Genomic DNA, 15,024 nt, shown 5'->3' with positions numbered 1-15,024 from the left:
TCAGGCTGTCGCGGGCAGGATGATGGTGAAGCTCGAGCCCTGTCCGGGGCCGCCGCTGTCGGCATTGATCTGGCCGTCATGCATGTCGACGATCCGTTTCACGATTGAGAGGCCGAGGCCGGTCGAGCTCTCGCCGGCGGTGGGTTTTGCGGACAGCCGCTGGAAGCGGCCGAACAGCCGCCCCAGATCCTCCGGCGAAAGCCCGGCGCCCTCGTCGGTGACACGGATGATAGTGTGCTCCGCGTCGTAGTCGACCAGCAGCGTGATTTTGCCGCCGACCGGGCTGTATTTGATGGCGTTGCTGAGGAGATTGTCGATCGCCTCGCGCATCCGGTCCTGGTCGCACATCGTAAAGCGGCCGGTGGGCGCCGAGACCGCGATGGTCTGCTGCTTGTTGATCGCGGACGGCCGGTTGGCTTCGGAGACTTCTGCGACCAGCGCCGCGACATCGACCGGCTCGCGACGGATGGTGATATCGAAGGCGTCGGCCATGGCGTCGGAAATCAAATGGTCGACCATCGTAATCAGACGCCTGGTCGCATCCCGGATATGGTCCACCTGCGAGGTGACGGTGTCCCTGGACGAAGCCGCGCCGATCAGTTCGACAAGCATTTCGGTACGGCCCAGGATAACGCCAAGCGGATTTTTCAGATCGTGGGCGACGGTACCGAGAATCTCGTTCTTGAATCCGTTGGCCCGTTGCAGCCGCAGCCATTGCGCGGAAAGCCTCCGGTTGGCCTGCATCAACGCACGGGTGCGCTGCGCGACGCGGTCTTCGAGCTGGGCGTTGGCGTCCTGCAATTGCTGATAGAGGATCACGTTGTCGAATGCGATCGACAGCCGGCTGCCGAAGATTTCGACCAGCGAGCGGTCGGTATCCGACAGATCGCGCTCGGCCTGCAGCAAAATCACGACCTCTCGTCCGCTGCCGGTCCGGATATAAAGCACGGAACGGTGATCGACGAATTCGTGCTTGCGCCGCCTGAAGGCGGCTTCGACGGTCTGTTTGAGATCGGAATCGAGCGGTGCCTGCCCTGCGGATCCGATGAGGCCGCTGTAGCAGCCAGATCCCGCCAGCACTGAAAAATCATTATTGACCGCACCGCCGTCGCGCAGCACCAGAATCCCTGCGCAATCGACGTTCAACAGTGACGCGATCTGCGTCAGGACGCCTTCCGCGAGGCGCTGCATCGACTTGAAGTCATAGAGCGTCGAAGCGGCGTCGATGATGATCTCGAGACCGCGGCGGGTCTGCACCATGCGCTCGAGCTGCTGATAGCTGCGCAGCGCCGCGGTCAGCGAGGTGAACAGCTTGTCCGCGGTGAGTTCGGTTTTCGCCTTGTAATCGTTGATGTCGTAATCGACGATCACCCGGCGCTCCGGCGCCTGCCCCGGCTGCCCGGTGCGCAGGATGATACGCACGGTTTCGTTCTTGAGTTCGTTGCGAATGAACTCGACGAGGTCAAGGCCGGCGGCATCGGTCTCCATGATGACGTCGAGCAGCACCGCGGCGATATCGGGATGCGCGCGCATCAGCTCGCGCCCCTCGGCGGCGGAATAGGCCGACAGGATCTCCAGGGTCTGACCGTTGAGGCTGTAGTCGCTCAGCGCAAAGCGGGTGCCCTCGTGCACGGCCCGGTCGTCGTCGATCACGGCGACCTTCCATTTGCGCACCGTCGAGGCTTCCGGGCGGTCAGCCTCGGTATCGTCGATCAGGTGGAGGACGTCATCCTGGTCGGCCATTGCTTGGTCTCACTATCGGTTTCATCCGTGTCCGCACCACCGCCCACGGCGGCCCTCGGCATGATAATGTGAAAAGTCGTACCTTGTCCCGGCCCTGATTTCACCGTCATTCGGCCGCCGAGCTGCTGGGTGACGAGATTGTAGACGATATGCAATCCAAGGCCGGTGCCACCCTCGTTGCGGCGCGTGGTGAAGAAGGGATCGAACGCCTGCCGCTGGACGTCCGGCGTCATACCGACGCCATTGTCGGCAAAAATGATCTCGATGTCATCATTGGCGCGCGCTTTCGCCGCGATGGAAATCGCGCCGGACCGTCCGTCCGGAAACGCATGATTGACGGCGTTAAGAAAGAGATTGGTTAAAATCTGCCCGTACGAGCCGGGAAAACCATCGATCATCAGACCTTCCGGAACGTCGACCACGATGCTGATCGGCGACCGCTTGAGCACCGGGCGCAGGCTCGCGACGATCTGATCGGTGGATTCGCTCAAATTGAACTGGCGGCGTTCGGCATGAGACCGGTCCACGGCGACCTGTTTGAAGGACTGGATCAGTTCCCCCGCACGGTGCAGGTTTGCCACCAGTTGCTGGGCGGCATCGCGGCAGGTCCGCACGAATTCCTCGAGCTGCGACCGCTTCAGCGGGGCTGCCGAGTGCAGTTGGGCATCAAACATGTCGGCGCGACGCGCGAAACTTGACGCCACCGTCAGGCTGATTCCGATCGGATTGTTCACTTCGTGCGCGACGCCTGCGACCAGCCCGCCCAGCGCGGCGAGCCGCTCCGCGTCGATCAGGTTCCGCTGCGCCGCATTCAGTTCCAGCAGGGCGCTCTCGGCCCTTTCCTTCGATGCCCGCAATTCGTCCTCGGCATCACGCTTGGCGATGGCGTTCTTACGGAACACCTCGACAGCGCGCGCCATGGCGCCGATCTCGTCCCGCGCGTCGGTGCCCGCCACCTTGCGATCGTAATCGCCGGACATGATCGCGCGCATCGACGACATGATCTGCCGCAAAGGCAGGCGGATGCTGAGCGCGATGACGACACCGGCGACAATAATGATCGCGAGGAAGACAGCGGCGATCGACAGCATCTTGCGGGAAATATCCGAAAGCGTGTTGTCGAACGTCATCTGCGCGCCCTGCTCGCGCTCGCGCATCTTGACCGAGAGACCGTCGATCGCAGCGATGGTCTGCGCCTGGCTGGCATCGATGGAGTTGCGCAGCAGGTCCGTCCGCTTGGTCAGCAATTCGGAGAGGTTTCCGATGCCGTCATGCAGCGCCGCTGTCCGGCTCTTGAGTTTCTTCAGCGCCTCGCGCTGCAGATCGTTGTCCGAAAACTCGATCATCGCCGGAATGGTGCGTTCGATCGCATCGGTATTGCGGCGGACCTCGTCCGCGCTGGTCGATGCCGGCGCCAGATAGTAGGCATTCGCGGTCACCAGCATCGCGGTGAATGTCTCGCGGGACTTCTTGAGCGTCGGCCAGATCGGGGCCTCCCGGTGGCCGGTCGCACCCTCGATGATCGAGTAGAGTCCTGCCATATCCTTGGCTGGCGCCAGGATCTGGTCCTCATAGGTCCTGGTGATGTTCGTCTGTAATGCGCGCAGTTCGCCGAACCCGCTGAGGAAATGTTCGGTGGATCGCTCCAGTTCGTCGACCGAGCCCGACAACATCGGGTCGGTCGAGGCACGCGTGCTCAAGGTCCCGAGCACGGCCTCGCGCAACAGCAGGATTTCCGCGAACAGATCGGGACTGGGCTGGTTGATGTAGCGATGGATCAGATTTTGCAGCCGGCCGGTCTCGCTCTCGAGAACCGCGAGGATCTTGTCGGACTTCCGGACCTGACGGACGTCGTCCCAGGCAGATCCCAGGGTCTTGGCGCCGCTCCAGATCAAAAGCGCCAGCACCAGCACCACCGCCGAATTCAACGCCGCGATCGAGAGAATGCGCCAGCGGATCGGTATCGCGCGAACCAGGCCCACGATGCCGGAACGGCTCTCCGCGAAGCCTTCCTGCTCCGGCAGCTCAGCACCTGTGCCGTTTTGGGAGTCGGCTGGGACCAAGTTATCCTACCTTGCGGATCCATGCGGTGCGGCTTGCAGTCTGCAATCCGCGCCACGCCTTCATAGCTCCGGCAACAGCGGCTTAAAAGGACTGCCGGACAAGGATTTATAGCGTTTTCAAGCGAAGTGGATAACGGTTCGCGTGAAGAAAGCGAATCAAAACAAAATCATGGAGCCCCGCTTCTATCATAAACGAAAAGGCTCCTGGACCCGGACGTCTCACCTGTCGATGCGAGCGGGACCCAAGGGAAATCCAAGACGGGGCGGCGCGACGGGACACCGGGCGCTCGCTCCCTATGATGGAGTCATCCCGGCGAGAAAAAGGTTCAATGCGATGGAGCCTCGATGCGGTCGTGTGACACGCGGTCATGAATTGCAGCGTCCGCAAGTTGGTCTTAATCAGGACGTCATGGCAGCGGCGCCGTTCGCCCTGCCGCAGGCGGAGGACAGACACGATGCGGACACCGGCATGGAAACTGGCGCTGCTGTTCTGCGCGCTGCAGTTCACGGCGACGATGCCGGCTCCGGCACACGCCGTCACCGAGATCGCGTGGTGGCACGCGATGTCTGGCGAACTTGGCCAGCAACTCGGACGGCTCGCAACCAAATTCAATGAATCGCAATCCGAATACCGGATCGTGCCCACCTACAAGGGCAACTACACCGAGACGGTGAACGCTGCGATCTTCGCGTTCCGGTCGCGAAGCCAACCCGCGATCGTTCAGGTCAACGAAATCGCCACCGCCACCATGATGGCGGCCCAGGGCGCGACCTATCCGGTCTTCGAACTGATGCACGACGAGAAAGAAGCGTTTTCCCCGGCGGACTATCTTCCGGCCATCACCGGATACTACGCCGATGTCGCCGGCAACCTGCTGTCGTTCCCGTTCAATGTCTCGACGCCTATCCTCTATTACAACAAGGATCTGTTCCGCACCGCCGGCCTTGATCCCGAGAAGCCGCCGAAGACGTGGCCGGAGCTCGGCGAGGCCGCGAAAAAGCTGCGCGCAGCCGGCGTCCCCTGCGGCTTCACCACGTCGTGGCCGTCATGGGTCAATGTCGAAAGCTTCCTCGCCTTGCACAACCTGCCGATCGCCACCCGCAGCAACGGGTTCGACGGGCTCGACGCCGTCCTCGTTTTCAACAATCCGCTGATGGTCCGCCACGTCGCCCAGCTTGCCGAATGGCAGAAAACCAAGATCTTCGACTACAGCGGGCGGGGGACGACCGCCGAGCCTCGTTTCCAGCATGGCGAATGCGGCATCTTCATGGGCTCCTCGGCGACGCGCGCGGACATCATCGCCAACAGCAAATTCGCGGTCGGCTACGGCATGCTGCCTTATTGGCCGGATGTCAAAGGCGCGCCGCAAAACACCATCATCGGCGGCGCCACGCTATGGGTGCTGCGCGATCGCCCGCGCGAGGAATACAAGGGCGTCGCGAAATTCTTCGCCTACCTGTCGAAGCCTGAGGTTCAGGCGGCCTGGCATCAGAACACCGGCTACCTGCCGATCACCCGCGCAGCGTTCGATCTCACCCGCGCGCAGGGCTTTTACGATCGCAATCCAGGATCCGCGATCGCGATCGAACAGATGACACTGAAGCCGCCGACCGAGAATTCGAGAGGATTGCGGCTCGGCTCATTCGTTTTGATCCGCGCTGTCATCGAAGATGAACTCGAACAGGCTTTCAGCGGCAAAAAAAGCGCGCAGGCCGCCATGGATGAGGCGGTTCAGCGCGGCAACGAGCTGTTGCGCCAGTTCGAGCGCACCAATCCGTGAGCGGGCAACAGCGTTTTGAGCAAGTCCATCCTCGGGACTGACCGAGGACGGATACCGGTTCGCGCAAAGACAACGCGTCAAGAATCCGGAGCCCGTCGGGAAAACTCTCGCACCGATGGCGCCAGACGAGAAAACGGGCGAAAGCGCCGCGAGGCCTACTCCTTCTTCGGCTCTTTCGACATCCGTTCGAGCCGTTCCTGCATTTCTTTCATCTGACGGCGAAGGTCATCGATATTGTCGCCGTCGCCCGGTGCATCGGGTGTTTTTTCCGGCTCGGGAGCGGCACTGCCACCGCGCGGCGGCACGAACGGCTTGAACATCGCGAAGGTCCGCTCGAACAATTCCATGTTGCGGCGGACGTGCTCCTCGAGCGGCGCGAAAGGGGTGCCGCTGAAAGTGCTTGTCATCTGCTTGCGAAACTTCTCCTGCTCCTGGGTGAGCATGTCGATCGATCGTTCGAGATATTTCGGCACCACCATCTGCATGCTGTCGCCATAGAACCGGATCAGTTGCCGCAGGAACGTGGTCGGGAGCAGATTTTGTCCGGCCTTGTTTTCCTGTTCGAAAATGATCTGCGCCAGCACCGAGCGGGTGATGTCGTCGCCGGTCTTGGCGTCGAAGACAAGGAAGTCTTCGCCCTGCTTGACCATCGCCGCGAGATCTTCGAGCGTCACATAGGTGCTGGTTCCGGTATTATAGAGCCTCCGGTTCGCATATTTCTTGATGGTCGTCGGTGTCTCTGATTTCGCCATAGGTCCCACACGTCCATACAGAGGACAAGAAACCCCGCCGGCGTCCACGATGGGGTTAACAAGCGCATTGCAGCAAAGTAAGCACTTTCGGCGGCCTTCGGCTACCGTTTTATGAAGAACCAGTTAATTCCAACGCATAGAGACTGCTCAGGAATATGCTTGGGCACGCATTCCGGTCATTGGTGCAATTGACACACTCTCGTGAGGTTAACAGGGTAAACGTGTGCCACGGGTTGCCGGCGCGGCAACCATCGTCAAATATTCAACCAGCCAGTCGCTCAAGCTCCAGGAGATATCCATGTCAGACGATGTCGTCATCGTCAGCGCCGCCCGCACTCCGGTGGGAAGTTTCAACGGTGCGTTCGCCACCATGCCCGCCCACGATCTCGGCGCGATCGCCATCAAGGCCGCGCTGGAGCGGGCGGGAGTCGAGCCGGCTCGGGTCTCCGAGGTCATCATGGGCCAGATCCTGACCGCGGCGCAGGGCCAGAACCCGGCGCGGCAGGCGTCGATCGCCGCCGGCATTCCGGTGGAAAGTCCCGCCTGGGGGGTCAACCAGCTCTGCGGCTCGGGCCTGCGCACGGTCGCGCTCGGCTATCAGGCTATCCTCAACGGCGACTCCGACGTCGTGGTCGCCGGCGGACAGGAGTCCATGAGCATGGCGCCGCATGCGCAGTATCTGCGCGGCGGCGTGAAGATGGGCGGAGTTGAGCTGATCGACACCATGATCAGGGACGGCCTGTGGGATGCGTTCAACGGCTACCACATGGGAACCACCGCCGAGAACGTCGCCCGACAATACCAGATCACACGCCAGCAGCAGGACGAGTTCGCCGCCGGTTCGCAGAACAAGGCCGAAGCGGCGCAGAAGGCGGGCCGGTTCAAGGACGAGATCGTGCCGGTCACGATCAAGAGCCGCAAGGGCGACACCGTCGTCGACACAGACGAGTATCCCAAGGCCGGGGTGACGGCCGAATCCATCGCCAAGCTGCGCCCCGCCTTCGAGAAGGACGGCACGGTCACGGCGGCGAACGCGTCCGGCATCAACGACGGGGCGGCTGCGCTGGTCCTGATGTCGGCCAAGCAGGCGGCGAAAGAAGGCAAGACTCCCCTCGCCCGCATCGTCTCCTGGGCCCATGCCGGCGTCGACCCGAAGATCATGGGAACAGGCCCGATCCCGGCCTCGCGCGCCGCACTGAAGAAAGCCGGCTGGAACATCGGCGACCTCGATTTGATCGAGGCGAACGAGGCTTTCGCCGCCCAGGCCTGCGCGGTCAACAAGGATCTCGGCTGGGACACCTCGAAGGTCAATGTCAACGGCGGCGCTATCGCCATCGGGCATCCGGTCGGCGCGTCGGGCGCACGCGTGCTGGTGACGCTGCTGCACGAAATGCAGAAGCGTGACGCCAAGAAGGGCCTCGCCACGCTGTGCATCGGCGGCGGCATGGGCATCGCCATGTGTGTCGAGCGTGGTTGAGCGGCGGCGGACGCTCCAAATGACGTTAGCTCACCGCAGTTGATTGACGACGGAATGCCCGGTCACAAGCCGGGCATTTTTAATCTGCAAGCTCTTTCCAACGGCCGTGACGATTCCGGTTTGCTCTCAGGGAGAACGACGCAATGGCACGAGTGGCACTGGTGACGGGAGGAACGCGGGGCATCGGCGGCGCGATCAGCAAGGCGCTGAAAGCGGCTGGATATATGGTCGGCGCGAGTTACGCGGGCAACGATGCTGCGGCGGAGAAATTCAAGGCGGAGACCGGCATCCCCGTCTACAAGTGGGACGTCGCCTCCTTCGAGGCCTGCGCGGACGGCGTCAGGAAGGTCGAGGCTGAACTCGGTCCCGTCGAGGTGCTCGTCAACAATGCCGGCATCACCAAAGATGGCGCCTTCCACAAGATGACGCTCGAGCAGTGGAGCGCCGTCATCAACACCAACCTCGGTTCGCTGTTCAACATGACGCGGCCGGTGATCGAGGGCATGCGCGCGCGCAAGTTTGGCCGCATCATTAACATTTCGTCGGTCAACGGCCAGAAGGGTCAGTTCGGCCAGGTGAACTATTCGGCGGCGAAGGCCGGCGACATCGGCTTCACCAAGGCCTTGGCGCTGGAAAACGCCAAGACCGGAATCACTGTGAACGCGATCTGCCCGGGCTACATCAACACCGAAATGGTGCAGGCGGTGCCGAAAGACGTCATCGAGAAAAGCATCCTGCCGCAGATCCCGGCGAGTCGCCTCGGCGAGCCCGAGGAGATCGCGCGCGCGGTGGTGTTCCTTGCCTCCGACGACGCCGGTTTCATCACCGGATCGACGCTGAGCATCAATGGCGGGCAATATCTGGCATGAGCGCGCCTACCGTGAAAAAAAACGCGCGCGTAAAGCGCGTGATTCCCGCAGATCGTTGAAACTGTTGACAGCAAGCCGTCATGCCCGGCGATAGCCGTTCGAAGAACGTCGTCGCTTCGCTAGCCTATGTGCCGGGCATCCATGTCTTTCAAACATTCCGACGGAAAAGACGTGGATGGCCGGAATATCTGCGCGAAGACGCGCTTCGCGCTTTAGCCCGGCCACGACAGAGAAGTTTTCCATGACCTCCCGCACCGCCACGCTCATTGGCCTCACCGCCATCCTGATGTGGTCGCTGCTCGCGGTCATGGCGGTCGCGACCGGGCGCATTCCCGCATTCCAACTGGCGGCGATGACGTTTGCGATCGGCGGCCTTTCCGGCTGCGCGAGCTGGCTGTTTCGACCCCAGGGCATCCGCGCATTGCGGCAGCCGCCGGTCGCGTGGCTCGTCGGGGTCGGCGGACTGTTCGGCTATCACGCGCTGTATTTCATCGCGCTGCGCCTGGCGCCGCCCGCCGAGGCGGGCCTTTTGAACTATCTCTGGCCGCTGTTGATCGTGCTGTTTTCGTCGTTGCTGCCGGGCGAGCGACTGGCGCCGCATCATCTGATCGGTGCACTTCTCGGGCTCGCCGGAACGGTCCTTCTGGTCGCCGGCAACACCTCAATCACGTTCGAACCAACCCAGATCCGGGGGCTTGCGGCCGCGTTCGTCGCGGCGTTCGTCTGGGCGGCATATTCCGTACTGTCGCGGCGGCTGGCCACGGTTCCGACGGATGCGGTCGCCGGCTTCTGCCTCGCGACGGCGGCATTGGCGGCGATCACGCATGAGTTTGCGGAACCGACGGTGTGGCCGGACAGCGGCACGCAATGGCTTGCGATCGCCGCGCTCGGCGTCGGCCCGGTCGGCCTCGCCTTCTATGTCTGGGACATCGGCATGAAGCGCGGCGACATTCGCGTGCTCGGCGCGGCCGCCTATGCGACGCCGCTGCTGTCGACCACGTTCCTGATACTGGCGGGGTTTGCCAAACCGACAGCAACGCTCGCCGGCGCGGCGGTCCTGATCGCGGGCGGCGGATTGATCGCGGCGAAGGATATGCTCCGCAGATAGATCTTCAATCCCGCCCTGCCCGCCTCCCGCCGCTCAGGTCTGCAGCGCGGCAAAGTGCCCGCGCCGCTGCAGCCAGCCAAGCAGGATCAGGCTCGGCACCGCCGCAACGACGCAGATCGCGAAGAACAGCGGCCATCCGGTCGCCTCGGCGACGAAGCCGGCGCTTGCGGACAGATAGGTCCGGCCGACCGCGGCCAACGCCGTGAGCAGGGCATATTGGGTGGCGGTGTGCAGCGGATTGCGGCACAGCGCCGAGAGATAGGCGACGAAGATCACCGTGCCGATGGCGCTGGTGAAATTTTCCGCGGTAATCGCGACCGCCAGCGCCCATTGATTGACGCCGACCAGCGCCAGCCAGGAGAACGACAGGTTGGCGACCGCCTGCAAGACGCCGCCGATCCACAGGCTGGCCGACAGCGAATAGCGCCGCGCTACGAAGCCACCTGCGAAACCGCCGATCAGCGTCGCGGCCAAGCCGACACCCTTGACGATGGCGGCATAGTCATTGCGGGTGAAGCCGAGATCGATGACGAACGGCGCGGTCATGCTGCCGGAGAACGCGTCGGTGAACTTGAACAGCACGATAAAGGCGAGTGCGGCGATCGCATCCTTGCGGCTCAGGAATTCCGAAAATGCGCCGACCGCGGCCTGCATCACGCGCGTGACTGCGGTTTGCGCCGCCGTCGAAGCTTCGGCCTGCGCGGATTGCTCGGGCTCGGTAGCCGCCAGTGCGGTGACAGTTCCGATCAGGACCATCGCCGCCATGCTGACATAGCCCCACGTCCACGCCGAGGCGCGGACCAGCCCTGTCCCTTCGAACGCGCTGACGAGAAAGAGAGCGCCGGCGGTCGAGACCAGCATGCCGATGCGATAGGCGGCGACATAACCCGCCATGCCGGCGGCCTGTTCGCTTTCCGGCAGGCTCTCGACGCGAAAGGCGTCGACCACGATGTCCTGCGTCGCCGATGTCGCCGCCACCAGCACCGCGCCGAGCGCGACCAGCCATGGCGCCCGCACCGGATCGGTCGATCCCAGGAGCAGGATCGTTGCAATCAGGAGCATTTGCGAGAACACGAGCCAGCCGCGGCGGCGACCGAAACGCCGCGTCAAAAGCGGAATGTGCAAGGCATCGACCAGCGGCGCCCAGAGGAACTTCAGCGTATAGGGCGTGCCGACCAGAACGAAAAGTCCGATGGCGCGCAGGTCGATGCCGGATTCCTTCATCCATATCTGCAGCGTCGAGCCCGACAGCGCCAGCGGCAGGCCGGACGAGAAGCCCAGCAGCATCACGATGAGGACGCGCGGTTGCAGATAGACCGCGATGCTCTCGCGCCATGAGGCACGCGGCGCGGTGTCGGATGGCTTCGTCGTGGCGGCGGCGTCCGGAGCGGTCATGCCGCTGTGCTAGCAGATTCTGCTTCTCCCCTTATGGGAAAATCCACGAAAGCTTACTCCCCCGCCTGGATTTTCGGGGCGAGTCGCGGCGGAAACATTTCCGGTTCGCCGGCCTTGGTGACCCGCTGAGTCTCCGCGGCCACCTCGTCCTTGCTGAAATCGAGCTCTTCGATCTTTGTCGCGCGCTTGCCGATCTTGCCGACCGAGATCAGCACCTGCCTGACGTCCTCGCTGACCTGATCGAAATGGCTGCCAAGCTTGCTGACGCGATCGCGCAGCCGCTCGACGTCGCCCATCATGTTCATGACTTCGATCCGGACCTTGTCCGCGGCATCGCGCATCCGCGCGTCCTTGAGAAGCTGCTGCATCACCTGGATCGCCAGCATCAGGAGCGACGGCGACACCAGCACGACCCGGGCGCGATACGCCTTCTGGATCACGTCATCGAAGGCGTCGTAGATCTCGGCATAGACCGACTCGGACGGCACGAACATCAGCGCGTTGTCCTGGGTCTCGCCGGGGATCAGGTATTTGCCGGCGATGTCGGCGACGTGTTTCATGACGTCGGCGCGCAACCGCTGGCTTGCGAATTTCCTTTCGTCGTCGTTGCGGGCGTCGTGCAGCGCCGTCATCGCCTCCAGTGGGAATTTCGCGTCGATGCAGAGCGGCCGCTGGTCGGGAAGGAAGATCACACAGTCCGGCCGCTTGCCGTTCGACAGCGTGTACTGGAAGGCAAACGAGTCTTTCGGCATGCCGTCCTGCACGATCGCTTCCATCCGCGCCTGACCGAATGCGCCGCGCGACTGCTTGTTGGCGAGCACATCGCGCAGCGTCGTCACCTGCGTCGTCAGTTCGGTCAGGTTCTGGTGCGCGTTGTCGATAATGCCGAGCCGTTCGTGCAGCACCCGCAGGCTGTCCATGGTGTTGCGCGTGGTCTGCTCCATCGACTGCCCGACCCGGTGGGTGACCGCGTCGAGCCGGTCGCTGACCGCCCGCGCCATCTCCGCCTGCCGGCCGGCGAGCGCCTTGCCCATGGCGTCGACGCGACCGGTCATCTCGGCCTGCGTGCGCATCATGTCGATAAGACGTTCCTCCAGCTCGTCGGCGCGGCTCGCCTGCGCCATCGCCATATCGGTCCCCCGGCGGCCCGACCGTGCGATCACAATCGCGATGACCAGCAGCAGCAAAAGCGCCAGTGCGCCGAAGCCGATCAGCACCGCTCCGGTCCGCACCGGCACGTCGCCCAGCATGAAAAGGATGTCGTTCATCCGGTCTTTTTACCCGATTCGGCGGCTAGCGCGAACGAAAAGGGAACGTTATAAGAGAGCGAAAAGCTGCGTTTTTTTTCGCCAATCAACGGTTTGACGGCCGCCAACGCACGGATTGACCCCGACAGACCGTGGGATTACATCGCCCGCTATGGCCCTTCGCGAAATAATCATCCTGCCGGACAAGCAGTTGCGCCTCGTTTCCAGGCCGATCGAAAAAGTCACGCCGGAAGTCCGCAAACTCGCCGACGACATGTTCGAGACCATGTATGACGCGCCGGGCATCGGGCTCGCCGGCATCCAGATCGCGCAGCCCGTCCGCATCATCACCATGGACCTCGCCCGGCGCGACGAGGAGGGCGAACTCACCCCGCGGCCGCGCGTCTTCATCAACCCGGAAATCCTGTCGGCATCCGAGGAACTCTCGGTCTATGAAGAGGGCTGCCTGTCGATCCCCGAATATTACGAGGAGGTCGAACGGCCGGCGCGTGTGCGGATCCGCTTTACCGATCTCGACGGCAAGGTGCACGAGGAGGATGCCGAGGGTCTTTTCGCCACCTGCATCCAGCACGAGATCGACCACCTCAACGGCGTGCTGTTTGTCGATCACCTCTCGAAGCTGAAACGTGACCGCGTGCTGAAGAAGTTCACCAAGGCTGCCAAGCTCGCTACGAAATAGGGCGGGCTATCACCGCGTACGAATTCAGAAAATGCCGCTTCGCCTGATCTTCATGGGCACGCCGGATTTCGCGGTGCCAACCCTGCTGCATCTCGTTGCCGATGGCCATGAGATCGCCGCCGTATACACCCGCGAGGCAAGACCTGCAGGCCGCGGCATGAAGCTGCAACCGAGCCCGGTTGAGCGGGAAGCGCATCGCCTCGGCATTCCGGTGCTGACGCCGAAGACGCTGAAAACGCCGGATGCGCTGGCCGAATTCCGCTCTCACGGAGCGGACGCCGCCGTGGTCGTCGCCTATGGCATGATCCTGCCGCAGGCGGTCCTCGATGCGCCGCGATACGGCTGCTACAATCTGCATGCCTCGCTGCTGCCGCGCTGGCGCGGCGCCGCCCCGATCAACCGCGCCATCATGGCCGGCGACATTGAAAGCGGCGTCATGGTCATGAAGATGGACGCCGGCCTCGACACCGGCGGCGTGGCCATGACCGAGCGGATCGCGGTGACCGATGCGATGACGGCGTCGGACCTCCATGACGCGCTGGCGCCGCTCGGGGCCGATCTCATGGTGCGCGCGATGACCGCGCTGGCGCACGGCGAATTGCAATTGAAAAAGCAGAGCGACGACGGCGTCACCTACGCCGCCAAGATCGACAAGGCTGAGGCGCGGATCGACTGGAACAGAGCTGCGCGCGACGTGCTGCGCCACATTCATGGTCTGTCGCCGTTTCCGGGCGCCTGGTGCGAGATGCCGCTCGACGGCGACCAGGTACGCGTGAAGATCCTGCGCTGCGAACTGGCAAAGGGTGCTGGCGAACCCGGCGAATTGCTTGACAGCCGGTTGACCATCGCATGCAGGATTGGTGCGATCCGCGTTCTTGAATTGCAGCGCGCGGGAAAGCCGCCAATGAAGGCCGACGCCTTTCTGAACGGTACGCCGCTTCAGCCGCCCACGCGGCTCATCTGATGCCCCGCTACAAGCTCACCATCGAATATGACGGCGGTCCGTTCTGCGGCTGGCAATACCAGGATAACGGTCCCTCGGTGCAGGGCGCGCTGGAGGTGGCGGTGAAGGCGATCTGCGGCAACGACGTGCGCGTGCACGGCGCCGGCCGTACCGATGCCGGCGTCCATGCGCTGGTACAGGTGGCGCATTGCGATATCGCCAAGCACTTCGCGCCGAACCGGCTTCGCGACGGACTCAATGCGCACCTTCGCCCGCATCCGATCGGGGTGCTCGAAGCCGAGATCGTGCCCGACAGCTTCGAGGCGCGCTTCTCGGCGCTCAGGCGGCATTACGTCTATCGCATCGCCAATCGGCGCGCGAACCTCGCCATCGAGGTCGGCCGCGTCTGGCGCGTGCCGCGCCCTCTCGATGCCGAGGCGATGCATACTGCGGCGCAGCGGCTGATCGGCAAGCACGACTTCACGACGTTTCGCGACACCGAATGCCAGGCTAAATCGCCGGAGAAGACGCTCGATCAGCTCGACGTCGTCAGGAACGGCGACAACGTCAACATCATTACCTCGGCGCGCTCGTTCCTGCACAGTCAGGTGCGCTCGATGGTGGGATCACTGGTGTGGGTCGGACATGGCCGCTGGAGCGCCGACGACCTCGCCAGCGCGCTGGCCGCGCGCCGCCGCGAGGCCTGCGGTCCCGTCGCGCCGCCCGACGGATTGTATCTGGCGCGTGTGGACTATTAAGGCGCCCGAACCGGCAGCCGCGCGCAAGGTACCGGTCGCGCGGGTCTTCATCAGCTTCGCCGCAAAAGCGGCGTTATTGCGCACCTAATCGCTTTGTCTTACCGGGCGACTCCTGTTATATATACGCGTATATATTGAATACGACGGCGCTCATTCGCCGCGTAATAATCGCGTGCGAGACAATCCTG

General features: G+C 63.2%; 12 protein-coding genes. 7 read left to right on the top strand and 5 right to left on the bottom strand.

The annotated features are described in order from the left end of the window. Together ACS3WB_RS10785 and ACS3WB_RS10780 are read right to left on the bottom strand one after the other, a co-directional pair. Window positions 1-1,743, bottom strand: coding sequence for an ATP-binding response regulator (locus ACS3WB_RS10785; RefSeq protein ID WP_438275558.1), 1,743 nt, complete (start codon window positions 1,741-1,743; stop codon window positions 1-3). Beyond that, window positions 1,713-3,767: a sensor histidine kinase gene (locus ACS3WB_RS10780; RefSeq protein WP_438275611.1), complete on the bottom strand. Its 2,055-nt coding sequence runs from the start codon at window positions 3,765-3,767 to the stop codon at window positions 1,713-1,715. The genes ACS3WB_RS10785 and ACS3WB_RS10780 overlap by 31 nt, the downstream gene beginning before the upstream one ends. 554 nt (window positions 3,768-4,321) lie before the next feature. Between ACS3WB_RS10780 and ugpB the strand changes: the two genes are divergently transcribed. After that, window positions 4,322-5,587, top strand: a complete 1,266-nt coding sequence (ugpB, locus tag ACS3WB_RS10775) for a sn-glycerol-3-phosphate ABC transporter substrate-binding protein UgpB (RefSeq protein ID WP_438275610.1) — start codon at window positions 4,322-4,324, stop codon at window positions 5,585-5,587. A gap of 155 nt (window positions 5,588-5,742) precedes the next feature. Here the strand turns inward: ugpB and phaR are convergent, their stop codons facing one another. Next, window positions 5,743-6,339 carry a polyhydroxyalkanoate synthesis repressor PhaR gene (gene phaR / locus ACS3WB_RS10770; RefSeq protein ID WP_438275557.1) on the bottom strand — a complete coding sequence of 199 codons (597 nt, stop codon included), beginning with the start codon at window positions 6,337-6,339 and terminating at the stop codon, window positions 5,743-5,745. Window positions 6,340-6,637: 298 nt separating this feature from the next. Between phaR and ACS3WB_RS10765 the strand changes: the two genes are divergently transcribed. The 3 genes from ACS3WB_RS10765 to yddG all read left to right on the top strand — a co-directional run bounded on the left by ACS3WB_RS10765 (window position 6,638) and on the right by yddG (window position 9,793). Beyond that, window positions 6,638-7,816 carry an acetyl-CoA C-acetyltransferase gene (locus tag ACS3WB_RS10765; protein ID WP_438275556.1) on the top strand — a complete coding sequence of 393 codons (1,179 nt, stop codon included), beginning with the start codon at window positions 6,638-6,640 and terminating at the stop codon, window positions 7,814-7,816. Between the two features lie 143 nt (window positions 7,817-7,959). Beyond that, window positions 7,960-8,685 (top strand): acetoacetyl-CoA reductase, encoded by a 726-nt coding sequence (gene phbB / locus ACS3WB_RS10760; RefSeq protein WP_438275555.1) that lies wholly within the window; start codon window positions 7,960-7,962, stop codon window positions 8,683-8,685. 241 nt (window positions 8,686-8,926) lie between these two features. Then, entirely contained in the window at window positions 8,927-9,793 is an 867-nt protein-coding gene (gene yddG, locus ACS3WB_RS10755; protein ID WP_438275554.1) for an aromatic amino acid exporter YddG, read from the top strand. A 33-nt stretch (window positions 9,794-9,826) separates the two neighbouring features. Here yddG and ACS3WB_RS10750 read toward each other — a convergent pair whose 3' ends face one another. Then, window positions 9,827-11,188 carry an AmpG family muropeptide MFS transporter gene (locus ACS3WB_RS10750; protein ID WP_438275553.1) on the bottom strand — a complete coding sequence of 454 codons (1,362 nt, stop codon included), beginning with the start codon at window positions 11,186-11,188 and terminating at the stop codon, window positions 9,827-9,829. Between the two features lie 53 nt (window positions 11,189-11,241). Beyond that, window positions 11,242-12,456, bottom strand: a complete 1,215-nt coding sequence (locus tag ACS3WB_RS10745) for a DNA recombination protein RmuC (RefSeq protein WP_438275552.1) — start codon at window positions 12,454-12,456, stop codon at window positions 11,242-11,244. 151 nt (window positions 12,457-12,607) lie between these two features. On the opposite strand from ACS3WB_RS10745, the gene def reads away from it, so the two are divergent. From def to truA, 3 genes are read left to right on the top strand one after another with little or no spacing between them, the layout of a single operon-like run. Further along, the gene (gene def / locus ACS3WB_RS10740) at window positions 12,608-13,135 is read left to right on the top strand and encodes a peptide deformylase (protein WP_438275551.1); all 528 of its coding nucleotides are present in this window, start codon (window positions 12,608-12,610) and stop codon (window positions 13,133-13,135) included. 31 nt (window positions 13,136-13,166) lie between these two features. Then, entirely contained in the window at window positions 13,167-14,099 is a 933-nt protein-coding gene (gene fmt / locus ACS3WB_RS10735; protein WP_438275550.1) for a methionyl-tRNA formyltransferase, read from the top strand. After that, the gene (gene truA / locus ACS3WB_RS10730; protein ID WP_438275549.1) at window positions 14,099-14,836 is read left to right on the top strand and encodes a tRNA pseudouridine(38-40) synthase TruA; all 738 of its coding nucleotides are present in this window, start codon (window positions 14,099-14,101) and stop codon (window positions 14,834-14,836) included. Before fmt ends, truA begins: the two co-directional genes overlap by 1 nt. Window positions 14,837-15,024: the final 188 nt, after the last annotated feature.

The sequence above is a fragment of the Nitrobacter sp. genome, assembly GCF_051535215.1.
Classification (GTDB): domain Bacteria; phylum Pseudomonadota; class Alphaproteobacteria; order Rhizobiales; family Xanthobacteraceae; genus Nitrobacter.
This window is presented reverse-complemented; position numbering and strand designations above follow the sequence as displayed.

Coding starts and splice junctions, on each gene's coding strand:
- ACS3WB_RS10785 (WP_438275558.1), bottom strand. CDS start 1,743: ATGGCCGACCAGGATGACGTCCTCCACCTGATCGACGATACCGAGGCT.
- ugpB (WP_438275610.1), top strand. CDS start 4,322: ATGCCGGCTCCGGCACACGCCGTCACCGAGATCGCGTGGTGGCACGCG.
- phaR (WP_438275557.1), bottom strand. CDS start 6,339: ATGGCGAAATCAGAGACACCGACGACCATCAAGAAATATGCGAACCGG.
- ACS3WB_RS10765 (WP_438275556.1), top strand. CDS start 6,638: ATGTCAGACGATGTCGTCATCGTCAGCGCCGCCCGCACTCCGGTGGGA.
- phbB (WP_438275555.1), top strand. CDS start 7,960: ATGGCACGAGTGGCACTGGTGACGGGAGGAACGCGGGGCATCGGCGGC.
- yddG (WP_438275554.1), top strand. CDS start 8,927: ATGACCTCCCGCACCGCCACGCTCATTGGCCTCACCGCCATCCTGATG.
- ACS3WB_RS10750 (WP_438275553.1), bottom strand. CDS start 11,188: ATGACCGCTCCGGACGCCGCCGCCACGACGAAGCCATCCGACACCGCG.
- ACS3WB_RS10745 (WP_438275552.1), bottom strand. CDS start 12,456: ATGAACGACATCCTTTTCATGCTGGGCGACGTGCCGGTGCGGACCGGA.
- def (WP_438275551.1), top strand. CDS start 12,608: ATGGCCCTTCGCGAAATAATCATCCTGCCGGACAAGCAGTTGCGCCTC.
- fmt (WP_438275550.1), top strand. CDS start 13,167: ATGCCGCTTCGCCTGATCTTCATGGGCACGCCGGATTTCGCGGTGCCA.
- truA (WP_438275549.1), top strand. CDS start 14,099: ATGCCCCGCTACAAGCTCACCATCGAATATGACGGCGGTCCGTTCTGC.